This is a genomic window from Variovorax jilinensis (assembly GCF_030316885.1).
Taxonomy (GTDB): Bacteria; Pseudomonadota; Gammaproteobacteria; order Burkholderiales; family Burkholderiaceae_C; genus Variovorax; species Variovorax jilinensis.
The window spans coordinates 278,008-300,199 of sequence record NZ_JASZYQ010000005.1 but is presented as its reverse complement, the minus strand read 5'-3'; the positions used below and the strand labels follow the sequence as shown (position 1 = coordinate 300,199).

The window sequence follows — 22,192 nt, the reverse complement described above, 5'->3', positions numbered from 1 at the left end:
GGCATCGGGGTGGTGTTGCGGTCGGTGGCTCCGCGGCGCGGCTGGGGGTGTGGGTGGCGCTCGGGATCGTTGCCCTGGGCGTCCAGACTCCGTCGCAACCGGCGCAGCCTGTCCACGGCCGGGGTGTCTGCATCCAATCGTCAAAGCACCCGGAAGTGATGCGTCCCGTCGGCCGCCAACTGATCGACCAGCCCGAACTCCCAATCGAGGTAGGCCTGCATCGCGGCAGCAGGCGCATCCGTCCCTTCGTAGGGTCGGCGGTAGCGGTCGGTCGCAGGGGTCGCGATGCGCTGCCACCCGCTCTCGGTCGGCAGCCCGGCTTCGAACCACGCGGCATTGCCTCCCGCGAGTACCGACACCTCGGCGTCTCTGCGGCCGGCCCCGAGAAGGTCGCTCAGGTCGGCAGCGGCGAAGCGCGCCAGCAGGCTGCTGCCGCAGGTCAGCACGTAGTGTCGGGCCGGCGGAATTGCGCGCAGCGCCTGCGCCAGTTGCGCGCGGATCGCGAACCAGGCGCCCGGGATGTGGCGCCGGGCGTGATTGGCGCCAGTCGTGAGGTCGATCAGAGCGATATCGTCGGGCGCGTCGCGCAGCGCCGCAGCGAGCGCTTCGGGCGTGATCTCGGCCACCGCCGGTGCCCGTGGATGCGGCTGCGCAGCCGTGCCCGAAACGCTGCGCTCGCTGTCGGCATGCGGCTCGACCACGAACACCTCCCAGCCCATCTGCGCGAGCCAGGACGCGGTCATCGGTGCGCGCACGCCATCGTCGTCCGCCAGCACGATGCGCGCGCCGCGAACCGGCACCTGGTGATCGGTTTCCTGCACCAGCTGGCCGCCGGGCGCGCCGGCAAAGCCCGGCAGGTGCCCGGTCGCGTATTCCTGCGGCGTGCGCACGTCGAAGCGGTAGACGGTGCGCTGCGGCGCCTCGAGCGACGGCAACGCATCGAGCGCGATCCATTGCACGCCGGCACGCCGCGCGACGTCCTGCGCACCGGCACGAGCGGCCGCCAGTTGCGCAGCCGAAGGCGCGGGCGCCTCCAGTGCGGCGCCATGGTCGAGCAACTGGCCCGCGAGCTTCCAGCCGATCGTTCCGTTTCGCAGGGCCGCGACCCGGTTGGGAATGCCCGCGTTCACCAGCGACTGCGTGCCGATGATGCTGCGCGTGCGGCCGGCGCAGTTCACGATCACCCGCGTGGCCGGGTCGGGCGCCAGCGCGCGCACGCGCAGCACCAGTTCCGCCCCAGGCACGCTGGTGGCGGTGGGAATGCTCATGGTCTGGTATTCGTCGAAGCGTCGCGCATCGAGCACCACGACGTCGGCACGTGCGTCGATCAGGGCCTTGACCTCTTCGGCGGACAGCGAAGGCGTGTGCCGTTCGTGCTCGACCAGTTCACCGAATGCCTTGCTGGGCACGTTGACGTCGCGGAACAGCTCGCCGCCGGCGCTGCGCCAGCCCTCGAGGCCGCCTTCGAGCAGGTGTGCGCTCGTATAGCCGAGCGCGGCCAGCCGTGCCGCGGCCAGCGGTGCGAGATCGACGCCCTCGTGGCTGCCGTAGATCACGAGCAGCGTGTCCCGGCGCGGGATGCGGCGCCAGGCCTCGAGCTCGATCCTCGACAGCGGCAGGTTGGCGGCCCACAACGGATGGGCCTGCGCGAACGGATCTTCCTCGCGCACGTCGAGCAGCGCGATCTCCTCGCGCGCAAGGAGCTTCTCGCGCACCGCGGCATGAGAGAGCGTCGGGAAGTCGGAACCGTGAGGCGTGAATGCGCGGGCGTCGGCAACGGCGAGGGTCATGGTCGGCGGAGTTCGGTGGATCGGTCCCACAGGTTGGGCAGCAGCGCGTTGGTGTAGCCGGAGATGAAGGGTCGGCGCCCTCCGCCAGGCGGGTAAGTATGGCGGCTCACAGCGCCGATGTTGGCACCATAGACATGGATGCTGACCGACACGCGATCGTCGTAGGCATTGCGCACGCGATGCACGTCGCCCACCGTCGGCGACACCGCCTCGACGTCGCCCGGATCGAGCCGCACCGGCCTGCCTTCCGGCGCCAGCAGGCCCTCGCGCTCGACGTAGGACTGGCTGTACTCGGCGCCTCGCAGCATGCCGATCAGGCCCCACACCGTGTGGTCGTGCACCGGCGTCGCCTGTCCCGGGCCCCACACGAAGCTCACGACCGAGAAGCGCTCGGTCGAGTCCGCATGCAGCAGGAACTGCTGGTAGCGCTCGGGATGGGGCGCGGCGAAGTCTGCCGGCAGCCAGTCGTCACGCGCCACCAGCCGGCGCAGCAGGGTCCCGCCTTCCGCGAGGATCCGCGCCTCGGGCGGATGGCGGTCGAGCAGCCGGCCGAACGACACCACGAACTCGCGCAGCGGTGCGATCGTGGCCGCGGGCAGCGAGGCCTTCGAGGTGGCGACCGTCATGGCCTGCCGAATGCGCCGAGCGCGCTCTTTCCGGCGGCCACCAGCACCGCGTCGTTCTGCGGCGTATGGATGCGGCTGCACAGCACGTCGCGGTAGTGCCGCTCGAGCGGGTTCTGGCGCGTGAGCCCGTGGTTGCCGGTGAGCCGCAACGCCAGCTCGACGACCCGCACCGACTGGTTCGTGACCGTGTGCTTGAGCAGGCCGCTGTCGGCAGCGGGGTCCGCATGGCCCGTGTCGACGCGCGCGGCGGCGTGATCGAGCAGCACCCGGCTGGTGCGCAGCAGAGCCTCGATCTCGCCGACCGTCTCCTGCACCCGCGGCAGGCTCGCCAGCGGCGCGCCGAGCCCGCTGGGTGCGCGCCTGTTCAGGAAGCCGAGCAGCCAGTCGCGCGCCGCATGGGCCACCGCGTCATAGAGCGTGCCGAGCAGCACCACCATCCAGGCCTGCTGCGTTGCATGCGCATCGACGTCGGTCTGACTGCCGGCATCGGCTGCCCATTCGGCCGGCGCGCGCAGGTCGACTGCTTGCGCGAGCGGGATCCCGACCTGCTCGAAGATGACTTCATGGCTGCCCGAGGCGCGCAGCCCCAGGTGGTCCCAGCTCGCGATCACCTGGATGCCCGGTGCATCGCGCGGCACGAGGAAGACGCCGACCCTGGGCTCGGGCTCGTCGGTGCGGCCCCAGACCGCCAGCCAGCGCAGCCCCTCGATGCCGGTGCTGTAGAGCTTGTGGCCGTCGAGCAGCCAGCGATCGCCCTCCCGGCGCGCGATGGTGGCGGGCAGGCCGCCGCGCGCCGGCGAGCCGAGCGCAGGCTCGACGCGCAGCGCGTTGATCAGCGCGCCGTCGCGCACCGCATCCTGCAGCACGATCTCGCGCAGGGCGCCCGGCCAGCGGCTGTGGTCGCTGCCGATCGCATGGTGCTGCAGCCAGCTCATGAGGAGGATCAGGGCGGTGGCGGGCTCGCCGTAGGCCACGGCGGCCAGCACGCGGCGGGCTTGCGCCAGCGACGCACCGCCGCCGCCGAGGGCACGCGGCACCACGAGCGCAATCAGTCCGTGCGCCTGCAGCGCCGCGAAGTTGTCGCGCGGGAAGGCGCCATCGCGGTCGTGGTCGGCGGCGGTCTCGGCGAAGCGGGCGGACAGGCGCGCCAGCAGCGCCTCGTCCTCGTGGGCGGGCGGCGGTAACCGGCGCAGCAGTGGCGAACTCATGGCTGGAGACCTTAGCCGGCCATCGCGCCGGGGCCAACGATGCAAGCCGCATATCGAAACTCGATTTGCTGCGTTGGCTTCGGCCGCCGTGCGCAGTACGGTCGCCTCCTTCCATCGCAAGGACGACACGCATGAGCGACATCGAATTCATCGGCATGATCCAGGGCCAGAAGGTCTCGGAGATCCACCCCGCACGCGGCCCGGCCATCGACCGCGACTACGTGCGAGCCTTCGCGCAGGCGCACGAGCAGGCCGGCTTCGACCGTGTCCTGGTGCCCCACCATTCCACCGGCCCCGACGCCACGCTGACCGTGGCCTACGCGGCATCGGTGACCGAGCGCATCCATTTCATGCTCGCGCACCGCCCGGGCTTCGTGGCACCGACGCTGGCGGCGCGGCAGTTCGCATCGCTCGACCAGTTCAGCGGCGGCCGGCTCGCCGTGCACTACATCTCGGGCGGCTCGGACGACGAACAGAAGCGCGACGGCGACTGGCTCGACCACGACCAGCGCTACGCCCGCACCGACGAATACCTGGACGTGCTGCGCAAGGTGTGGACCGCCGACAAGCCCTTCGACCACGAAGGCGCGCACTATCGCTTCAAGGACGCCTTCTCCGAAGTGAAGCCCGTGCAGTCGCAGGGCGGCAAGCCGCACGTGCCGGTGTATTTCGGCGGCGCTTCCGAGGCCGCGATTCCGGTGGCCGGCCGTCATGCCGACGTCTACGCGCTCTGGGGCGAGTCGCTCGACCAGGTGCGCGAGCTGACCGCACGGGTGCGCGCCGAGGCAGCCAGGCACGGGCGCAGCGTGCGCTTCTCGGTGTCGTTCCGCCCGGTCCTGGCCGACACCGAGGACAAGGCCTGGGAACGCGCCGACGCCATCCTGGCCGAGACCCGGCGCCTGCGCGTGGTGCAGGGCTTCGGCCGCGGCGGTCCGCAGCAGAGCGAAGGCGCCCGGCGTCTGCTCGCGGCGGCGGACAAGGGCACCCGCCTCGACAAGCGCCTGTGGACCGCAGTGGCCCAGGAGATCGGCGGCCGTTCGAACAGCACCGCGCTGGTCGGCACGCCCGACCAGGTGGCGGATGCCCTGCTCGACTATCACGAGCTCGGCGTCACGACCTTCCTGATCCGCGGCTTCGATCCGCTGGAAGACGCCACCGACTACGGCCGCGCGCTGATCCCGCGCACGCGCGAGCTCGTGGCGCAACGGCTCGCCGTCCGGCGCAAGGCAGCCTGACTCCATCCATCCGCTCCTCATAGAACCCGTCCACCATGAACAACCTCCCCCTTTCCCGCCGCGGCGTGCTGCGCGCCGGTGGCGCCGCGGCCGTGGTCGCATCCGGCGGCCTGATCGCGACGCGTGCCTGGTCGCAGCAGCGCAAGCTGACCTTCGCCTGGAATGCATCGGCCTTCTGCCTGTCGCCCGTGGTGGTGGCGCAGGAGCGCGGCTACTTCGAGAAGAACGGGCTGCAGGTCGAGCTGATCAACTACACCGGCTCGACCGACCAGCTGCTCGAGTCGCTCGCGACCGCCAAGGCCGACGCCGCCGTGGGCATGATCCATCGCTGGCTCAAGCCGCTGGAATCGGGCTTCGACGTCAAGATCGTCGGCAGCTCGCATGGCGGCTGCGTGCGGCTGGTCGGCGTCAAGGAGGCCGGCGTCACCGACCTGCAGAAGCTCAAGGGCAAGACCATCGGCGTGTCGGACATCGCGAGCCCGGGCAAGAACTTCTTCTCGATCCTCCTCAAGAAGAACGGCATCGATGCCGACCGCGACGTGACCTGGCGCCAGTACCCTGCCGACCTGCTCGACATCGCGGTCAACAAGGGCGAGATCCAGGCCATCGCTGACGGCGATCCCACGCTCTACCTGATCGAGAAGCGCAACCAGGGCCGCTACCTGGAACTGGCCTCGAACCTCTCGGGCGAATACAAGGACAAGGTCTGCTGCATCGTCGGCGCCCGCGGCGAACTGGTTCGCAAGGAGAAGCCGGTGGTGGCCTCGCTGGTGCGGGCCATCGTGCAGGCCTCGGACTTCGTCGCCGAGAACCCAAACGAATCGGCCAGGCTGTTCGCCAAGTACTCGCCCAAGGTCCCGGTGGAGGACCTGCAGGCGCTGCTGGGCACGCTGACCCATGCCCACCATCCGGTGGGCCGCAAGCTGCGCGACGAGGTCGAGTTCTATGCACGCGACTTCCAGTCGGTGGGCGTGCTCAAGCAGAGCACCGATCCGGTCCGGCTCGCCAACCACGTGTCGGTGGACGTGCTGGCATGACGACCGCGGAGAACCTGCTGGGCGCGCAGCGCGCCTCGGCGACGGGTCCGCGCGCGCCCGCGCGGCGGCAAGCGGCGGCGATCCCGTCGGAGGCCGCGCCGCATGCCGCACTGCACGAGCCCGCGATCACCGGCGCCTGGCGCACCGGCCTGGTGGCTGCGCTGGCGTGGCTGGCGCTCGGCCTGCTGACGCTCTATTGGCCCAACCTCGAAGTCGGCTTCAGCGACTGGAGCTTCACGCGGGAATTCGGCCTCGCGGCGCTCGCGGTGGCCGCCGGCCTCGCCGTGGTGGCACTGCTGGGCGCGCGCGCCGGACGTGTCGGCCGCAAGCTGCGACCGGCCGGCCACTGGCTGATCGCCGCGCCGCTGCTGCTGGCGCTGTGGGAGCTCCTGACCGCCAAGCTCGGAACGCTGCCGCCGCCCTTCTTCGCGCCGCCGCAGAGCCTGATCGACGTCGCCCACGAGGACTGGGCCCGGCTCGGCCTGTCGACCGCGCATTCGCTCCGGCTGCTGGCGCACGGCTTCGTGCTCGGCGCGGTGGTGGGCTTCGCGACCGGCGTGTGGATCGGCTGGTCGCGCATCGCAGGCTACTGGGTGCATCCGGTGCTGCGCTTCCTCGGCCCGGTGCCGGCCTCCGCGCTGCTGCCGCTGGCCTTCTTCTTCGCGCCATCGAGCTACGCAGCGGCCGTGTTCCTGGTTGCGCTCGCGACCTTCTTCCCGGTCGCGGTGCTGAGCTGGTCGGGCGTGGCCTCGGTCAGCAAGAGCTACTACGACGTGGCGCGCACGCTCGGCGCCGGCGAATGGTTCCTGGTGCTGCGCGTGGCCGTGCCGGCGGCGCTGCCGCAGGTCTTCGTCGGCCTCTTCATGGGCCTGGGCGCCTCGTTCTCGGTGCTGGTTACGGCCGAGATGATGGGTGTCAAGGCGGGCCTGGGCTGGTACCTGCAATGGGCCCAGGGCTGGGCTGCCTACGCGAACATGTATGCAGCGCTGCTGGTGATGGCGGTGCTGTGCTCGGGGCTCATCACGCTGCTGTTCGCGGTGCGCGACCGCGTGCTCGGCTGGCAGAAGGGAACGGTCAAATGGTAGCCGTCGCCACGGCCGCGGTGCCCTCTCCCGCCCCGGCAGAAAGTGCCGGCGCTCGCATCGACATCCGCGAGATCAGCCACTGGTTCAAGCTGCCGACAGGCGTGCTTCAGGTGCTCGACGGCATCGACCTCGAGGTACAGCCGGGCGAGTTCGTCGCGCTGCTGGGCCCGAGCGGCTGCGGCAAGTCCACGCTGCTGCGCCTCGTGGCGGGGCTGGAGCCCGCCACGGCCGGCTCGATCACGCAGGACGGTGAACCGATCACGCGGCCCGACCCGTCGCGCATCGTGGTGTTCCAGGACCCGACCCTCTTTCCATGGCGCAGCGTCTGGGACAACGTCGCGCTCGGCCTGCAGGCGCGCGGGTTGCTCAAGACGCAGCGTGCACGGGTCGACGAGGCGCTCCGTCTGGTCGGCCTGAGCGAATTCGCGAAGAGCTTTCCGCACCAGCTCTCGGGCGGCATGGCGCAGCGCGTCGCGCTGGCCCGGGCGCTGGTCAACGATCCGCGGCTGCTGGTGCTCGACGAACCGCTCGGCAAGCTCGACTCGCTCACGCGCATCGCGATGCAGAGCGAGCTCGTGCGGCTGTGGCAGCGTGCCGGCTTCTCAGCGCTGCTGGTCACGCACGACGTCGAGGAGGCGCTGTTCCTCGCCGACCGCGTGATCGTGCTGAGCGACCGGCCGGCCCGCATCACTGCCGAACTGGTGGTCGACCTGCCCCATCCACGCCATCGCGGCGACCCGAGGCTGGCCGAGCTCAGGCACGAGGCGCTGCGGCATCTGGGGCTCGACGCCACGTGGTGACCGCGTGATGCCCGCGTGATGAAGGCCGTTCCTTCAGGCCCATGATTGCGCTCGCGGATGCCGAATGGCTGAACCCGCTGATCGGGCTTCTGCAGGAGGGCCAGCTGCTGCTGCTGCGCAGCCTGGCATGGCTGGGCCTGGCCGGCAGCAGCCATGGTCAGCCGGCCTGGCCATGGGCCTCGCGGCTGTCCGGCGAGAACCTGCTGATCGACCTCGGGCAGGCGCGCCGGCTGGCCCTGTCGCTGGTCGTGGTCGCGCTCGCGTTGCTGTCGCTGATGGCCGCGCTGGCCTGGAAGCGCCGGCGCTGGCTCTTCGTCGCCGCGGTGCCGCTGCTGCTGGTGCTCGCACCCTGGCCCGACAGCGGGGTCGTGCTGGTGCCGGCCTCTCCGACGAGCTTCCATCGCTCGCCCACGGGCTTCGGGGCCGAAGCCATCGGACGCGGACGCGCGCTCTATGCACAGCACTGCGTCGGCTGCCACGGCGTCGACGGTCGCGGACAGGGCACGCTCGCGGCCGCGTTGCCCGTCTGGCCGCCGAACCTCAGCGGTCCGTTGCTGTGGCGGCGTGCCGACGGCGACATCCTGTGGCGCGTGCTCCACGGCACCCAGGACCGCCACGGCGCTTCCACCATGCCGGCCTTCGGAGGCCTGAGCGATGCCGATGCCTGGGCGCTGATCGATTTCATGAAGGCCCAGGGCGCGGGTCAGAGCCTGCGCGCGAACGGCGTCTGGAGCCAGCCGATCGGCCTGCCGCGCGCGATGGTGCGATGCGCCGGCCGCGAACCGCGCCCGCTCTCGGCCTGGCAGGGGCAGCGCCTTCGCATCGTCACGACCGGGCCCGACTCGGGCTGGCTCGAAGACCCGCGCATGGTCACGATGCAACTCCGGCCCTCTTCCGGTGAAGCGACGCAGGACGCGGCCGATTGCGTCATCGATTCGCCCGCCGCCTGGGAAGCCTTCGCGCTGATCGCCGGCACCGATTCGCTGGCCGGCACGCAACTGCTGGCCGATCGCGATGGCTGGCTGCGGGCCCGCAGCGCGCCGGGCGCTGCCGGCTGGTCCGAGGACGACCTGCTGTGCCGCACTGCCCCGGCCCCCGGCACCGTGCCGGCCGCAGGCCCGTCCGCCGACGGACTCGGTGCGCTGGTGGTCCGCATGGATGCGGAGCCGGTGCGCTTCCTCAAGGGCGGCTTCATCCACTGAACGCCCTCGCCCCCCTCATTCATCAAGGAGCACTTCATGGCACATCGTTCGCGCCGCCACTTCATCGCCCACTCGCTCGCGGGTGCCGCAGCCACCGCGCTGCCGGCCGGCCTTCTGCATTCACAGACGCGTCCCGTGCTCAAGGCCGGCGACCAGAAGGGCGGCCTGCGGGCACTGCTCGAGGCCGCGGGCGGGCTCGACAACCTCGGCTACGACATCCAGTGGTCGGAGTTCCCCGCCGCCGCGCCGCTGGCCGAGGCGCTCAATGCAGCAGCGGTCGATTCGGGACCGATCGGTGACGCGCCGCTGATCTTCGCGCTGGCCGCCGGGACCCGCGTGAAGGCGATCGGCGCCAACCGCTCGGATGCGTACGGCACGGCCATCCTGGTGCGACCGGATTCGCCGCTGAAGACCACCGCCGACCTCAAGGGCAAGAGCATCGCCACCAACCGCGGATCGATCGGCCACTACGTCACGCTCAAGGCCATCACCACGGCCGGGCTCAAGCCCGATGAGGTCAACATCCGCTTCCTGGCGCCGGCCGATGCCAAGCTGGCGCTGACACAGGGCGCGGTCGATGCCTGGGCCACCTGGGAGCCCTACACCGCGCTGGCCGAGACCAGCCAGCACGCGCGCGTCCTGGTGAACGGGCGCGACCTGCTGCCGGGCCTGAGCTACCTTGCGGCCACCGACGCCGCGATCGCGGCCAAGCGGCCCGTGCTGCAGGATTTCCTGCAACGCGTGGTGAAGGCGCAGGCCTGGTCCTACCGCAACGTCGATGCCTACTCGGCGTCGCTGGCGCGGATCATCGGCATTCCGCCCGAGGCCGCGAAGCTGCAGTTCGAGCGCCGCCAGCAGAAGTGGGTGCCGATCGACGCCCAGGTGGTCGCCGACCAGCAGCGCACAGCCGATTTCTACCGGCAGGTAGGCCTGATCCAGCAGCCGCTGGACGTGCGCCCGACCTTCGATGCCAGCTTCGTGACCGGCGCCTGAGCCGCCCGCGCGCGCTGTCGGCCGTGTGCAGGTCGGCTCGGGGTCCGGGTCGGCGTCAGGGTTCCGGCCGCGTCCACAGCCAGAGCGCAACGACCGCCATCACCAGCGGCGTGCCGAGCCTGACGGCCCAAGGCAGGTCGGCGAACTGCAGCCCGATGGCACTGATCGTCATCATCGAGATGGCGAGCACCTTGGCACGACGCGGCACCATCCCGCCCTGCCGCCATCGCTGGATGTGAACGCCGTACTTCGGGTGGCCGAGCAACCAGGTCTCCAGTTGTGGCCAGCCGCGGCCGCCCGCCCAGGCCGCGGCAATGATGAAAGGCACCGTGGGCAGCACCGGCAGCACGATCCCGATCACGCCCAGCAGGAGGAACACCGACGCCAGGACGCGCCAGAGCACTTTGGCGATGCGGGGATCGAGCCTCAAGCGACCACCATCGACGGATCTTCCGGACAACAGGGACTCGGGGACGGGTCGGAGCGGATTCGCTCCTCGATGTCGTCGAACATGGATCTCGCAATGGATGGCTTCGGGTATGCGGATTCTGACCTGCTCCCACGGCGTGACCAGATGAAGGCACAGGCGACGCAGGTTTGCGGGCTGCGCGCGTCGTTGCGCCAGACGCGCCCGGCAATAGGCCCAAGGTCCAATTCCCTCGCTGCCCTGCAGCCCTTAAGTTCCACACACCCGAGCCCGCGGGGACGACCCGTGCACGTGTCCGGGCGGAATGAATCGAGGAGCCGCCGAAATGAAAGAAGCGCCGACGCGACGCGAAGCGGTGTTCGCCATGACCCTGGGAGCGCTCGGAGCCTGGGTGCCGACCGCCCATGCGGCCGATGGCTTCCTGATCGATACCAAGGACGCCGTCGACGAGGGCATGCTGGAAGTCGAGACCGACATCAAGGCGCGACAGGCGCGCGACCTCGCGATCCAGGCCTACATCTACGCCTATCCGCTGGTCACGATGGAGCTGACCCGGCGCAACCTCACCAACGTGGTCGCGCCCGGGGACAGCAAGGCGCCGATGGGTCAGTTCCTGAAGCTGCGCGGCTATCCCGCGGTCGACAACCATGCGGTGACGGCGCCGAACGCCGACACGCTCTACACCATCCTCTGGCTCGACGTGACCAAGGAGCCGTGGATCGTGTCCACGCCCGACATGAACGGCCGCTACTTCCTGCTGCCGATGCTCGATGGCTGGACCAACGTCTTCGACGTGCCCGGCAAGCGCACCACCGGCACCGGCGCCCAGAAGTTCGCGATCACAGGCCCGGGCTGGAAGGGCACGCTGCCGCCCGGCGTCAAGCAGTACAAGTCGCCCACCGGCATCGTGTGGATGCTGGGCCGCATCTACTGCACCGGCACGCCCGAAGACTACGCGGCGGTGCATGCGCTGCAGGACCAGATGTCGGCCGTGCCGCTGTCCTCCTGGGGCAAGCCTTTCACGCCGCCGCCCGGCACGGTCAATCCGGCCTGGGCGTCGAAGGAGTCGGTACGCGACCAGGTCGAGGCGATGGATGCCGCGAGCTTCTTCGCGCTCTTCGCCGAACTGCTCAAGACCAATCCGCCGGCCGCGGCCGATGCGCCGATGGTGGCCAAGCTCGCGAAGCTCGGCATCGTGCCGGGCAAGGACTTCGATGCCTCGAAGCTCGACGCCTCGGTGCAGAAGGGCCTGTCGAAGGCGCCCAAGCCGGCGCAGGCCAGGATCATGGGCTGGATGAAGAAGGGCCTCCTGTCGGGCGATCTCTCGCTCAAGAACGGCTGGACCTTCACCACCAAGACCGGGCTCTACGGCACCAACTACATCCAGCGCGCCCTGATCACCGCGATCGGCCTTGGCGCCAACCGGCCCCAGGATGCGGTCTATCCCACCTCCACCGGGCCCGACATCCTGCAGAAGTACCACGGCTCGAAGAAGTACGTGCTGCGCTTCCCGAAGGGCCAGCTGCCGCCGGTCAACGGCTTCTGGTCGTTGACGATGTACGACACCGGCTACTTCTTCGTGCCGAACCCGATCAACCGCTACACCCTGAGCCAGCGCAACAAGCTCAAGGCCAACGCGGACGGCTCGGTCGATCTCTACATCCAGAGCGAATCGCCGGGGCCGGACAAGGAAGCCAACTGGCTGCCGGCGCCGAAGGAAGGCTTCATCCTCATGATGCGGCTCTACTGGCCCAAGACCACGCCGCCCTCGCTGCTGGACGGCACCTGGAGCATTCCGCGCGTCAAGGCGGTCTGACCCTGGCGCCGTCGGCGAAAGCGGCGCGCCCTCGAACAGGGCGCGCCGCCCGAACCGCGGGTGCGCTCACCCCGCGCGGCGCTGCGAAGACAGCCGGCGCACCACCGCCACCAGCCGGTCGATCTCGTCGAAGGTGTTGTAGAAGGCCAGCGAGGGCCGCACCGTGGTCTCCACGCCGAAGCGACGCAGGATCGGCTGCGCGCAATGGTGGCCCGTGCGCACCGCGATGCCCTCGTCGTTCAGTGCATGGCCCACTTCCTCGGTGGTGTAGCCGTCGAGCACGAAGGACATCACGCTGGCCTTGTCGCGCGCAGTGCCGATCAGCCGCACACCCGGAATCGCGCCGAGCTGCTGCATGCCGTAGACCAGCAGCTCGTGCTCGTAGCGCGCGATGTTCTCGATGCCGACCTTGTTCACGTAGTCGATCGCCGCGCCCAGGCCCACCGCATCGGCGATGTTGCCGGTGCCGGCCTCGAACTTGTTCGGGATCGGCTGGAACACGGTCTTCTCGAAGGTGACGTCGGCGATCATGTTGCCGCCGCCCTGCCACGGCGGCATGTCCTCGAGCACTTCGCGCCTGCCCCAGACCACGCCGATGCCGGTCGGGCCGAACACCTTGTGCCCCGAGAAGACGAAGAAGTCGGCGCCGATCTCCTGCACGTCGACGCGCATGTGCGACACCGACTGGGCGCCGTCGACCAGCGCCAGGGCGCCGGCACGATGAGCCAGTTCGACGATCTCCTTCACGGGGACCACGGTACCGAGCGCGTTCGAGACCTGCGTGACGGCGACGATCTTCGTGCGGTCGTTGAGCAGCTTGCGGTATTCGTCGAGCAGCACCTGGCCCGAGTCGTCGACCGGGATCACGCGCAGCTTCGCGCCCTTGGCCGATGCGAGCTGCTGCCACGGCACGATGTTGGCGTGGTGCTCGAGGTTCGAGACGATGATCTCGTCGCCCTCGCCCACGTGCTGTCCGCCCCAGCTCTTGGCGACCAGGTTGATCGCCTCGGTGGTGCCGCGCACGAAGATCACCTCGTTCACGTCGGGCGCGTTGATGAACCTGCGCACCCGCTCCCGCGCGCCCTCGTAGGCGTCGGTGGCGCGTGCCGCGAGCTCGTGTGCGGCGCGATGGATGTTGGAGTTTTCGTGTTCGTAGAAGTACGAGATGCGGTCGATCACCGACTGCGGCTTGTGCGTGGTGGCGGCGTTGTCGAACCACACCAGCGGCCGGCCGTTCACGCGCTCCTGCAGGATCGGGAAGTCGCGCCGCACCGCATGCACGTCGAAAGGCTGGCGCTGGCCGGCGGCCACCGTCGGCACGTCGCCATGCGGAGATGGCTTGGCCGGCGTGACGTAGCCGCTCGGCAGGCGCACCGCGTCGACGAAGTAGTACTGCGGCTGCGTCGACGGTTCGGGCGCCGCAACCGGGTGCGCCGGCGACTGCCCGGCCAGCAGATCCCGGACATCGCTGCCGCCGGGCTGCGCGAACGGATAGTCGGCCGGAGCATCGCGCACGGCCGGTGCGCTGTCGCTGCCGCGTCCGCCCGGCGACGGCTGGCCGTGGCCGTCGCCGAGGAAGTAGAACGGCGATGACTGCGAAGGCGTTGCCGCGAGCGCCTCCGGCACGCCGATCGCCGCACCACCGAGCCGCGGCTCGTAGGCCGGCAATGCGCCGAAGACGTTCTCGGGAACGCCATTGCCCGCCTGCGCGTGCGGCTGCAATGCCGGTACGCGATTGGCCAGCGAAGGCACCTGGGTCGGCGAGGCCGGAATCAGGTTGCTGCCCGGCAGCTGGCCCTGCGGGATCGGCGTGCCCGGCACGCTGGGCCCGAAGCCGGCCGGGCTCGCCAGCGGCGAGCCGGGCGGCGCGAGTTGCGAAGGCGCCTGCACGCCGGGCGTCGCGGCCTGCCCCGGCAGCGCCGCGAACAACTGGCTCGCCATGCGCGCCAGCAAGGCCGGATCGAAGGGAGCCTCAACCTGCGACGGCACGCCCGGCAGGCCCGGTGGAGAAAGGGAGGTGCTCACCGCGCGGCTTACTTGTAGGTGTCGGCGTAGTCGTGGTACTTGCCGATCTCGACGTCGTCGAGCACGGCCAGTGCGTCGGTGGTCAGCACCGCCACAGAGCAGTAGAGCGAGATCAGGTAGGAAGCGATCGCATGGTTGTTGATGCCCATGAAACGAACCGACAGCCCCGGGCTCTGTTCGCCCGTGAGGCCCGGCTGAAACAGACCCACCACGCCCTGGCGCTTGTCGCCCACGCGCAGCAGCAGGATCTTGCTCTTGCCGTCGGCCACCGGCACCTTGTTCGACGGGATCAGCGGAATGCCGCGCCAGGTGATGAACTGGGAGCCGAACAGGCTCACGGTCGGCGGCGGCGTGCCGCGGCGCGTGGCTTCGCGGCCGAAGGCGGCGATCGCGAGCGGATGGGTGAGGAAGAAGGCGGGCTCCTTCCAGACCTTGGTCAGCAGCTCGTCGAGGTCGTCGGGCGTCGGTGCGCCGGTCAGCGGAAAGATGCGCTGCTCGTCCGTCACCTGCGACAGCAGGCCGTAGTCCGGGTTGTTGATGAGCTCGCTCTCCTGGTTCTCCTTGATCGTCTCGATCGTGAGGCGCAGCTGCTCCTTGATCTGGTCGTGCGGGCTGCTGTAGAGGTCGGAGATGCGGGTGTGCACGTCGAGCACGGTGCTCACGGCATTGAGGTTGTATTCGCGCGGATGGTCCTCGTAGTCGACCCAGGTGCGCGGCAGCTGGTTCTCGCTTTCCTTGGCCGTGCACACGACCTGGATCGATTCCGGATTGCGTACCTTGTTCAGGCGGTAGATGCCGGCCTCGACCGGAACCCATTGCAGCAGATGCGTGAGCCAGCGTGGGCTGATGGTCTCAAGCTGGGGAACGCTCTTGGTCGCGTTGGCAAGCTGGCGGGCGGCGTTGTCGCCAAGGGCGGTGGTACCACCGACTGTTGCTGTCATGGGGGGAAGGCTCCGTGGTTCAGGAAAAGGGTTGCGAACGAGTGTCGAAAGATTCGGGTATTCCCTCAACGGGCTATAGCCGACAAGTTGATGAGCTGCGCATCGCGCCGCTCGCCGAGCTGCTGGCAGTGGGCCAGCAGCAGCGCCACATCGAGCTGCAGGGCCGTGGCGAGCTTCTCAGCCGTGACGATCGAGGCGATGACGCGACCGCGCTCGATCTCGCCCACGTAGGAGCGATCGAGGTCCGAGCGCTCGGCCAACTGGCCCTGCGACCAGCCATTCGAAACCCGCAGCTGTCGCACCGCGACGCCGAAGCGTTCGACCAGCGCGGTCACTGGGCCACCACCGAGAGCGCCTCGCCGGCCGGCGCCGCGTTCTGCAGACCGGCCTGCGTCACGCTGGCACCGGCCGGCACGTCGGCCGTGAGCCAGACGTTGCCGCCGATGACGGCACCGCGTCCGATCGTGACGCGCCCGAGGATGGTTGCGCCCGCGTAGATGACGACCTCGTCCTCCACATTCGGGTGTCGGGGCAGCCCCTTCTGGAGCAGGCCGTGGGCATCGACCGGAAAGCGCTTCGCACCCAGCGTCACCGCCTGATAGACACGAACGCGCTGGCCGATGACCGCGGTCTCGCCGATCACGACGCCGGTGCCGTGGTCGATGAAGAAGCCGCTGCCGATCTGTGCGCCCGGATGGATGTCGATGCCGGTCTGGCCATGGGCCAGTTCCGCCACGATGCGCGCCAGCAGCGGCAGTTCGAGCCGATAGAGCGCGTGCGCGATGCGGTGATGGATCATCGCGAGCACGCCCGGATAGCACAGCAGCACCTCGTCGACGCTGTGCGCGGCGGGGTCACCCTGGTAGGCCGCGACGACGTCGGTGTCGAGCAGGCGGCGGATGCCGGGCAAGGCGGCGCCGAAGGCCCGCACCGCGTCGCGCGCCTGCGACTCGATCTCGCCCGCCGGGCGCGGCGCATGCCGGCCCACGTAGTGCAGCTCCAGCCGGGCCTGCTCGAGCAATGCGTGCAGCGCGGCATCGAGCGTGTGCGCGACGTAGAAGTCCTCGCCGTCGTGGCGCAGGTCCGAAGGGCCCAGCCGCATCGGGAACAGCGCGCCCTTGATCTGCTCGATCACGACCGCCAGCGCATCGCGCGAGGGGAACTCGCGGCCCGCGGGCTCGCGCGGCCTCTTTTGCGCATCGCGCCATTCACCGCGCACGCGGCGCAGTTCGTCGACCAGGGAGCCGACGTCGAATCCACTCATTCTTTCCTCCTCGGTGTGGGGTCTCCACGGGCGCGCGCTCTGACGGCGCGCGTCCCCATCTCGCTCAGTCCTGGATCCAGGGCAGCTGATGAAAGCGCCAGCCGTCGGCGGCACCACGGTGCTGCGCGGCATCGATCTCGCCCTCGAAGCCTTCCAACACATTGAAGACATGCCTGAAGCCCGCCTTGGCGGCGGCCTCGGCGGCCAGCGCCGACCGCTTGCCGCTGCGGCACAGCAGCAGCACGACGGCTTCCTTGCCGCCTTCCTTCGCGACCTTGGCCTCGAGTTCGCGCACGAAGCGCGGGTTGCGCGTGAGCGCAGTGCCCGTGGCCCACGGCACGTGCAGGCTGTCGGGCACATGGCCCACGAACTTGCGCTCCTCGCCCGAACGCACGTCGACCAGCACCGCCTCGCCGTTCTGCACGAGCTGCCACGCCACCGCCGGCGGAACGCCGCCGGCGTAGGGAAGGCTCTGTTCCTGTGCCTGCGCGTGGACCTGCTCCAGGGCGTCTGGCAATGCGAGGGTCTCGAGTTCCGATGACATGACGAAAGGTTCCGTGGTTGAGGATTGGCGATGGAAGTCGGGGGTCCGCCTGATGGCGATAGGCCACTTTAGGACGGAGCGCCTCGACAACAAACGACCGAATAGTCAATTCCTAACAACCATTTCATCTATGCAGCGGGCCAGAACACGAGTGCCCGCAGCTCGATGCTGCGTCTGGGCGCAGCATCGGGCGCCGTGTCCGGAGGGACGAAGGCGCTGTGAGCCGTCAGCCGCGCCGTGCCGTCGGTGAGGGAGTCGTAGATCTTCAGCAACAGGGGCTCGTCGCTGCGCAGCCTGGGAAACCAGTACCAGCGGTGCTCGGGGTTGTAGCGGAACGAGTAGGTCTCGCCGACCTTGTCGGGGTAGATCAGGTCGCTCGGCACCCGATCCCCGGGCGCGATCGATCGCGCGTCGCACATCGCGAGCGGCAGCTGCTCCACCGTCGCGAGCGGCCGCCAGAGATTGATGATCGCGAAGCGGTGCCGGAGCCGCTCGACGGCCTCGTCCGCCGGCAGGTGATCGCGCACGCGCCGAGGCGCCGAGACGAAGGTCTGGTCGTTGTGCACCCGTCGCACCGGCTCGCGCAGGCTGCGATCGGTGCGCGAGCCGCGTGTGCTGTCGCGCAGCGTGTGATCGAAGACGACGACCTTCTCCGCGCCCGTGGCGTCTCGCAGCAGCTGCTCCGACTCGGGGTAGTAGATGCTGCGAATGGCGGCCTCGTCGGAGAAGTCGGCAAGTGCGCTCCGATGAGACAACGACGTGAAGCCGCTGCGGTCGAGCGAGAGCTCGCCGAGGGCCGCCAGCGCACGGCCGTCCCGGATCAGGACGCGCTCCGGCGCCACCTCGCCAGTGTTCCAGGGCACGCCGGGCGGCGGCTCGAAGGTGTAGCTCGCGGGACGCTCGACCCCCGGGGCCAGGTAGTTGAGCTCGGCCCTCACACCCGCGAGCTTTGCGGCCCCGGGCCACGCGTGGAGGGCGGGCGATGCATTCGGCGAATTCAGCACGACACTCATGACGCGGTCTCCTTCGGAAGGGCTGCTGGAGCGCTCGCTCAAAGCTTGGCGATCGATACCTCGGTCGACTTCACCAGCGCGACCACGTCCGAGCCGGCCTTCAATGCGAGTTCGTCCACCGAGCGGGTGGTGATGACCGAGGTCACGATGCCGAATGGCGTCTCGACCTCGACCTCGGACACGACGTTGCCGCGAAGAATCTCGCGCACCTTGCCGCGGAACTGGTTGCGGACGTTGATGGCCTGGATGGTGGATGTGACGGGGGAAGTCATGGGAGAGCCTCTCTGGGATTGGCGGGTGCGGAGCCGATGGCCTGCAGGTCGTCGGCGAGGTCGCGCGCCGGACGCGCGTCGAGGGTGGCCCGTCGGTCCGTACCGGCTTGCGGGGTCTCCGCATGGGCCGGTGGCGCACGGAGGAAGCCGGACGTCAGCGCCACGGCACCGACGATCGCCGCTCCAAGCAGGAAGTCGACCCCCACCTGCCATGCGGGGCGACCCGGCGCATCGGGGTCGAGGTGATCGGTGGGAAGCGGCAGCATTGCGGGTTCGTTGGAATCGGGCGGGAACCTGGCCATTCTGGGCAGCAGCGACCTGCAAGCCAACGAACGAATGCGAGATTGCTGATGCGGTTTGCGTTGCATGCCGGCAGCTCGATCGGCGCCTGCCGAAGCGCGGCTACTTCTCGGCGAAGGCGCGCTCGACCACGAAGTCGCCGGGCGTGGAGGTGTTGCCTTCCTTGAAGCCGCGCGCCTCGAGCAGGTGCTTGAGGTCGACCAGCAGGCCCGGGCTTCCGCACAGCATCACGCGGTCCTCGGCGGCATTGAGCGGCGGCAGGCCGAGGTCGTCGGTGAGCTTGTTGCTCTCGATCAGCTCTGTGATGCGGCCCATGTTGCGGAACTCCTCGCGCGTCACGGTCGGGTAGTAGAGCAACTGCTTTTCGATCATCTCGCCGAGGATTTCGTGCTTGGGCAGGTGGTCGGTCACCAGGTCGTGGTAGGCCAGCTCGTCGATCTGGCGCACGCCGTGCACCAGGATGACCTGCTCGAACTTCTCGTAGGTCTCGGGGTCGCGGATCACGCTCATGAAGGGCGCCAGGCCCGTGCCGGTGCCGAACAGGTACAGGCGCTTGCCCGGCAGCGTGTAGTCGATCAGCAGCGTGCCGGTGGGCTTGCGGCCCACGATGATGGTGTCGCCGACCTGGATGTGCTGCAGCCGCGAGGTGAGCGGGCCGTCTTCCACCTTGATGCTCAGGAACTCGAGGTGCTCCTCGTAGTTCGGGCTCACGATGCTGTAGGCGCGCAGCAGCGGCTTGTCGTTGACCCGGAGGCCGATCATCGTGAAGTGGCCGTTCGAGAACCGAAGGGCCGGGTCGCGCGTGGTGGTGAAGGTGAACAGGCGGTCGGTCCAGTGGTGGACGCTCAGGACGCGTTCTTCGCTGTATGCGCTCATAAGTGTGGATCCTTCATGCGACGGATGCCGCAGCGCTTGCGGCCGCCTCGCGTGCCTCGGCGGTCCCGGCGCCGGTGCGCCGGAAGGACGCGCCCACATGGCGTGCGGGCAGGCGATCGGCTTCGCCGAACAGCTTGCTGCGCAAGGTTCCCGGCGCGTAGGCCGTCTTGTAGACACCGCGCTGCTGCAGTTCGGGCACCACCAGGTCGACGAAATCCTCGTAGCTCTCGGGCACCACGGTGCGGCTGAGGTTGAAGCCGTCGACCCCGGTCTCGGCGATCCACGACTGCAGCTCGTCCGCCACCTGGGCCGCGCTGCCGACGATGGCCGGGTAGCGGCCACCGAGCTCGAAGAGTTCGAGCAGCTGACGGCGTGTCCAGCCGCGCTGCTCGGCGGTGCGGGCAGCCGACTGGATGGCGTTGGCCTGGCCGTAGGCGATCGGCGCGTCGAGGTCGTAGCGGGAATAGTCGACGCCGGTGCTGGCCGCGAAGTGCGCAAGGCCCGCCTCCCGGCTGGCATGGCGCTTGTAGTCCTCGTACTTCTCGCGGGCCAGGCGCTCGTTCGAGTCCGTCACCACCGCCGCGCCGACGAACACCTTGACGTCGTCGGGCCGCCGCCCTGCCGCCACCAGCTGGGCGCGCAGCGCATCGACGCTTTTCTTCGCTGCCGCCTTGTCGGGTGGCGAAATGAAGACGCACTCGGCATGGCGGCCCGCGAAGCGCTGGCCGCGCCCCGAGCTGCCGGCCTGGAACAGCACCGGCGTGCGCTGCGGCGAAGGCTCGGCCAGGTGGTAGCCGTCGACCTGGTAGTAGCGGCCATGGTGCTGCACGCGATGCACCCTGGCCGGATCGGCGTAGATGCGGGTGGCCTTGTCGCGCCGCACGGCGCCATCCTCCCAGCTGCCTTCCCAGAGCTTGTAGAGCACCTCGAGGTACTCGTCGGCGCGGTCGTAGCGTTCGTCGTGGGGCAGCTGTTCGGAAAGGCCCATCGCGCGCGCGGCGCTGTCGAGGTAGCCGGTCACGATGTTCCAGCCGACGCGCCCGCGCGTCAGGTGGTCGAGCGTGGAGAAGCGGCGCGCCAGCAGATAGGGAAGCTCGTAGCCCAGGTTGACTGTGACGCCGAAACCCAGGTGCTGCGTCACCGCTGCCATCGCCGAGACCAGCAGCATAGGATCGTTGACCGGCAGCTGGATGGACTCGCGCAGCGTCACGTCGACGTTGCCGCGGTAGACGTCGTACACGCCCACGATGTCGGCGATGAAGAGGCCGTCGAACAGCCCGCGCTCGAGCGTGCGCGCGATGCCGGTCCAGTGCTCGATGCTGAGATAGGACGTGGACTCGTCGCGGGGATGGGTCCAGAGCCCGTGATTGATGTGGCCGACGCAGTTCATGTTGAACGCGTTGAGGAGGATCTGCTTGCTTGCGCTCATGGTGAGGTGCCGCGGTTCACAGCGCGCCGTGACGCGGTGGCAGCCGGTCGTTGAGGTAGTAGTTGCCGATCGCGTGGTACTTCCAGCGCACCGGATCGTGCAGCGTGTGGGTGCGCGCATTGCGCCAGAAGCGGTCGAGCCCCTGCCCGTCGAGCGTGGCGCCGGTGCCCGAAAGCTCGAACAGGCGCGTACCCGCGTCCAGCGATGCCGTGGTGGTCAGCGCGCGCGCCTCCGCCACCGCGACGGACGCGGCCGCGACGCTGTCCTCCGTGGGCGCGCGCTGTGCCGTGGCGACGAAGCGCGCGCCGCGGCGCACCAGCGCTTCCGCCGCCCGCAGCCGCACTGCGATCTCGCCGACCTGGCGGATCAGGAGCGGATCCTCGCTGGCCTTCTGCACGCCGGCGTCGATCCAGGGCCGCGCCCGCTCGAGCACGAAGGCCAGGGTCGCCGCGAGCGCACCGCGCCCGATGCCGAGGTCGATGGCGGCATGCAGCAGCTGGGCGAAGGGGCCGATCGTGGTCGGCCGTTCGAATGACGCGAGGAACGGCACCACCCACGATGCATCGACCGACACGCCGTCGAAGCTCACGGTGCCGCTGCCGGTCAGGCGCTGGCCGAAGCCGTCCCAGTCGTCGACGATCGAGACACCCGGGGCGCGGCGCGGCACGAAGGCCAGCAGGGTCACGTCGCGCCCGCCCTGTTCGGTCGTCACCAGCGTGGGAATCCAGTGCGCGAACAGCGCGCCGGTGCAGTAGAACTTGCGCCCGTCGATACGCCAGCCGTCGGGCCCCTCGGTCGTCAGCCGCGTGCGACGCCTGAAGTCCTTGTGGCCGATCTCGGCGAGCGCATTGCCGAAGCGCTCGCCATCCAGCGCACGTCGATAGAAGAAGGCCTTCTGTGCCTCGCTGCCGCCGACCCGCAGCACCTCGAGGGCGTAGTAGTGGTTCTGGGGAATCTGGCCCAGCGAGCCGTCAGCCTCCGAGATCAGCGCGATCACCTCCGCCAGCGTCTCGTTGGAAACCCCTGCACCGCCGTGTTCGCGCGGCACCGTGATGCCCCAGAGACCGCTCGCGGTGAAGCGCTCGAGCTCGTCCCAGGGCAGGCGTCGCTCCCGATCGCGCAGCACGGCATCGCGCGCGAAGTCGGCGGCGAGCGCGCGCGCGATCTCGAGTGCCTGCGCATCGTCGCGGATGCGAAGCGGGGGGTGCGCGGGCGATGCGGCGGGTGCCGGATCGACGGCTTCGGCCGGCGAGTGGGCCCGCGCGTGCGTCTGCGTCTTCTCCGGCCGGATCGGAAGTTCGAGCGTCAT

22 protein-coding genes are annotated in these 22,192 nt (G+C 69.6%); 7 read left to right on the top strand and 15 right to left on the bottom strand.

Translation table 11 applies throughout. The features are described 5' to 3' along the window. Positions 1-140: 140 nt before the first annotated feature. The 3 genes from QTH87_RS19710 to QTH87_RS19700 are packed head-to-tail and all read right to left on the bottom strand — an operon-like array spanning position 141 to position 3,624. A complete protein-coding gene (locus tag QTH87_RS19710; protein WP_286611676.1) occupies positions 141-1,790 on the bottom strand; it encodes a rhodanese homology domain-containing protein in 1,650 nt (549 codons plus the stop codon). Then, positions 1,787-2,416: a cysteine dioxygenase family protein gene (locus QTH87_RS19705; RefSeq protein WP_286611674.1), complete on the bottom strand. Its 630-nt coding sequence runs from the start codon at positions 2,414-2,416 to the stop codon at positions 1,787-1,789. The genes QTH87_RS19710 and QTH87_RS19705 overlap by 4 nt, the downstream gene beginning before the upstream one ends. Then, on the bottom strand, positions 2,413-3,624 hold the full coding sequence (locus QTH87_RS19700; RefSeq protein ID WP_286611672.1) for an acyl-CoA dehydrogenase family protein: 1,212 nt from the start codon (positions 3,622-3,624) through the stop codon (positions 2,413-2,415). Before QTH87_RS19700 ends, QTH87_RS19705 begins: the two co-directional genes overlap by 4 nt. A gap of 131 nt (positions 3,625-3,755) precedes the next feature. On the opposite strand from QTH87_RS19700, the gene QTH87_RS19695 reads away from it, so the two are divergent. Genes QTH87_RS19695 through QTH87_RS19670 form a run of 6 tightly spaced genes read left to right on the top strand, consistent with a single transcriptional unit; the run spans position 3,756 to position 9,976 of the window. Then, positions 3,756-4,859, top strand: coding sequence for an LLM class flavin-dependent oxidoreductase (locus tag QTH87_RS19695; RefSeq protein WP_286611671.1), 1,104 nt, complete (start codon positions 3,756-3,758; stop codon positions 4,857-4,859). Positions 4,860-4,894: 35 nt separating this feature from the next. After that, entirely contained in the window at positions 4,895-5,896 is a 1,002-nt protein-coding gene (locus tag QTH87_RS19690; protein ID WP_286611669.1) for an ABC transporter substrate-binding protein, read from the top strand. Continuing rightward, positions 5,893-6,981, top strand: coding sequence for an ABC transporter permease (locus QTH87_RS19685; protein WP_286611668.1), 1,089 nt, complete (start codon positions 5,893-5,895; stop codon positions 6,979-6,981). Before QTH87_RS19690 ends, QTH87_RS19685 begins: the two co-directional genes overlap by 4 nt. Beyond that, positions 6,975-7,781 (top strand): ABC transporter ATP-binding protein, encoded by an 807-nt coding sequence (locus QTH87_RS19680; protein ID WP_286611667.1) that lies wholly within the window; start codon positions 6,975-6,977, stop codon positions 7,779-7,781. Before QTH87_RS19685 ends, QTH87_RS19680 begins: the two co-directional genes overlap by 7 nt. Positions 7,782-7,822: 41 nt before the next feature. Beyond that, the gene (locus QTH87_RS19675; protein WP_286611666.1) at positions 7,823-8,983 is read left to right on the top strand and encodes a c-type cytochrome; all 1,161 of its coding nucleotides are present in this window, start codon (positions 7,823-7,825) and stop codon (positions 8,981-8,983) included. 36 nt (positions 8,984-9,019) lie between these two features. Beyond that, positions 9,020-9,976, top strand: a complete 957-nt coding sequence (locus tag QTH87_RS19670; protein ID WP_286611665.1) for an ABC transporter substrate-binding protein — start codon at positions 9,020-9,022, stop codon at positions 9,974-9,976. Positions 9,977-10,031: 55 nt separating this feature from the next. On the opposite strand, the gene QTH87_RS19665 is transcribed toward QTH87_RS19670, so the two are convergent. Further along, the gene (locus QTH87_RS19665) at positions 10,032-10,406 is read right to left on the bottom strand and encodes a YbaN family protein (RefSeq protein ID WP_286611664.1); all 375 of its coding nucleotides are present in this window, start codon (positions 10,404-10,406) and stop codon (positions 10,032-10,034) included. Between the two features lie 322 nt (positions 10,407-10,728). Here QTH87_RS19665 and QTH87_RS19660 point away from each other — a divergent pair, with 322 nt between their 5' ends. Further along, on the top strand, positions 10,729-12,219 hold the full coding sequence (locus QTH87_RS19660; protein WP_286611663.1) for a DUF1254 domain-containing protein: 1,491 nt from the start codon (positions 10,729-10,731) through the stop codon (positions 12,217-12,219). 66 nt (positions 12,220-12,285) lie between these two features. On the opposite strand, the gene QTH87_RS19655 is transcribed toward QTH87_RS19660, so the two are convergent. The 11 genes from QTH87_RS19655 to QTH87_RS19605 form a co-directional block, all read right to left on the bottom strand. Next, a complete protein-coding gene (locus QTH87_RS19655) occupies positions 12,286-14,160 on the bottom strand; it encodes a family 2A encapsulin nanocompartment cargo protein cysteine desulfurase (RefSeq protein WP_444812821.1) in 1,875 nt (624 codons plus the stop codon). Between the two features lie 92 nt (positions 14,161-14,252). Beyond that, positions 14,253-15,185 (bottom strand): family 2A encapsulin nanocompartment shell protein, encoded by a 933-nt coding sequence (locus tag QTH87_RS19650; RefSeq protein ID WP_286611662.1) that lies wholly within the window; start codon positions 15,183-15,185, stop codon positions 14,253-14,255. A gap of 65 nt (positions 15,186-15,250) precedes the next feature. Further along, a complete protein-coding gene (locus tag QTH87_RS19645) occupies positions 15,251-15,520 on the bottom strand; it encodes a helix-turn-helix domain-containing protein (RefSeq protein WP_286611661.1) in 270 nt (89 codons plus the stop codon). Further along, complete coding sequence (gene epsC / locus QTH87_RS19640; RefSeq protein WP_286611660.1) at positions 15,517-16,449, bottom strand: serine O-acetyltransferase EpsC; 933 nt, start codon at positions 16,447-16,449, stop codon at positions 15,517-15,519. The genes QTH87_RS19645 and epsC overlap by 4 nt, the downstream gene beginning before the upstream one ends. A 64-nt stretch (positions 16,450-16,513) precedes the next feature. Further along, positions 16,514-16,993: a rhodanese-like domain-containing protein gene (locus tag QTH87_RS19635; protein WP_286611659.1), complete on the bottom strand. Its 480-nt coding sequence runs from the start codon at positions 16,991-16,993 to the stop codon at positions 16,514-16,516. Between the two features lie 128 nt (positions 16,994-17,121). After that, on the bottom strand, positions 17,122-18,006 hold the full coding sequence (locus tag QTH87_RS19630) for a CmcJ/NvfI family oxidoreductase (RefSeq protein ID WP_286611658.1): 885 nt from the start codon (positions 18,004-18,006) through the stop codon (positions 17,122-17,124). 38 nt (positions 18,007-18,044) lie between these two features. Beyond that, entirely contained in the window at positions 18,045-18,278 is a 234-nt protein-coding gene (locus QTH87_RS19625) for a TOBE domain-containing protein (protein WP_286611657.1), read from the bottom strand. Beyond that, on the bottom strand, positions 18,275-18,646 hold the full coding sequence (locus QTH87_RS19620; protein WP_286611656.1) for a hypothetical protein: 372 nt from the start codon (positions 18,644-18,646) through the stop codon (positions 18,275-18,277). The genes QTH87_RS19625 and QTH87_RS19620 overlap by 4 nt, the downstream gene beginning before the upstream one ends. A 34-nt stretch (positions 18,647-18,680) precedes the next feature. After that, on the bottom strand, positions 18,681-19,454 hold the full coding sequence (locus QTH87_RS19615; RefSeq protein ID WP_286611655.1) for a ferredoxin--NADP reductase: 774 nt from the start codon (positions 19,452-19,454) through the stop codon (positions 18,681-18,683). Positions 19,455-19,467: 13 nt separating this feature from the next. Next, complete coding sequence (locus QTH87_RS19610; RefSeq protein ID WP_286611654.1) at positions 19,468-20,883, bottom strand: LLM class flavin-dependent oxidoreductase; 1,416 nt, start codon at positions 20,881-20,883, stop codon at positions 19,468-19,470. Positions 20,884-20,899: 16 nt separating this feature from the next. Then, positions 20,900-22,192 (bottom strand): SfnB family sulfur acquisition oxidoreductase, encoded by a 1,293-nt coding sequence (locus QTH87_RS19605; RefSeq protein ID WP_286611653.1) that lies wholly within the window; start codon positions 22,190-22,192, stop codon positions 20,900-20,902.

Excerpts from the sequence above, each read along its gene's own strand:
- QTH87_RS19710 (WP_286611676.1), bottom strand. The coding sequence starts at position 1,790 with ATGACCCTCGCCGTTGCCGACGCCCGCGCATTCACGCCTCACGGTTCC.
- QTH87_RS19705 (WP_286611674.1), bottom strand. The coding sequence starts at position 2,416 with ATGACGGTCGCCACCTCGAAGGCCTCGCTGCCCGCGGCCACGATCGCA.
- QTH87_RS19700 (WP_286611672.1), bottom strand. The coding sequence starts at position 3,624 with ATGAGTTCGCCACTGCTGCGCCGGTTACCGCCGCCCGCCCACGAGGAC.
- QTH87_RS19695 (WP_286611671.1), top strand. The coding sequence starts at position 3,756 with ATGAGCGACATCGAATTCATCGGCATGATCCAGGGCCAGAAGGTCTCG.
- QTH87_RS19690 (WP_286611669.1), top strand. The coding sequence starts at position 4,895 with ATGAACAACCTCCCCCTTTCCCGCCGCGGCGTGCTGCGCGCCGGTGGC.
- QTH87_RS19685 (WP_286611668.1), top strand. The coding sequence starts at position 5,893 with ATGACGACCGCGGAGAACCTGCTGGGCGCGCAGCGCGCCTCGGCGACG.
- QTH87_RS19680 (WP_286611667.1), top strand. The coding sequence starts at position 6,975 with ATGGTAGCCGTCGCCACGGCCGCGGTGCCCTCTCCCGCCCCGGCAGAA.
- QTH87_RS19675 (WP_286611666.1), top strand. The coding sequence starts at position 7,823 with ATGATTGCGCTCGCGGATGCCGAATGGCTGAACCCGCTGATCGGGCTT.
- QTH87_RS19670 (WP_286611665.1), top strand. The coding sequence starts at position 9,020 with ATGGCACATCGTTCGCGCCGCCACTTCATCGCCCACTCGCTCGCGGGT.
- QTH87_RS19660 (WP_286611663.1), top strand. The coding sequence starts at position 10,729 with ATGAAAGAAGCGCCGACGCGACGCGAAGCGGTGTTCGCCATGACCCTG.
- QTH87_RS19655 (WP_444812821.1), bottom strand. The coding sequence starts at position 14,160 with ATGGCGAGCCAGTTGTTCGCGGCGCTGCCGGGGCAGGCCGCGACGCCC.
- QTH87_RS19650 (WP_286611662.1), bottom strand. The coding sequence starts at position 15,185 with ATGACAGCAACAGTCGGTGGTACCACCGCCCTTGGCGACAACGCCGCC.
- epsC (WP_286611660.1), bottom strand. The coding sequence starts at position 16,449 with ATGAGTGGATTCGACGTCGGCTCCCTGGTCGACGAACTGCGCCGCGTG.
- QTH87_RS19635 (WP_286611659.1), bottom strand. The coding sequence starts at position 16,993 with ATGTCATCGGAACTCGAGACCCTCGCATTGCCAGACGCCCTGGAGCAG.
- QTH87_RS19630 (WP_286611658.1), bottom strand. The coding sequence starts at position 18,006 with ATGAGTGTCGTGCTGAATTCGCCGAATGCATCGCCCGCCCTCCACGCG.
- QTH87_RS19625 (WP_286611657.1), bottom strand. The coding sequence starts at position 18,278 with ATGACTTCCCCCGTCACATCCACCATCCAGGCCATCAACGTCCGCAAC.
- QTH87_RS19620 (WP_286611656.1), bottom strand. The coding sequence starts at position 18,646 with ATGCAACGCAAACCGCATCAGCAATCTCGCATTCGTTCGTTGGCTTGC.
- QTH87_RS19615 (WP_286611655.1), bottom strand. The coding sequence starts at position 19,454 with ATGAGCGCATACAGCGAAGAACGCGTCCTGAGCGTCCACCACTGGACC.
- QTH87_RS19610 (WP_286611654.1), bottom strand. The coding sequence starts at position 20,883 with ATGAGCGCAAGCAAGCAGATCCTCCTCAACGCGTTCAACATGAACTGC.
- QTH87_RS19605 (WP_286611653.1), bottom strand. The coding sequence starts at position 22,192 with ATGACGCTCGAACTTCCGATCCGGCCGGAGAAGACGCAGACGCACGCG.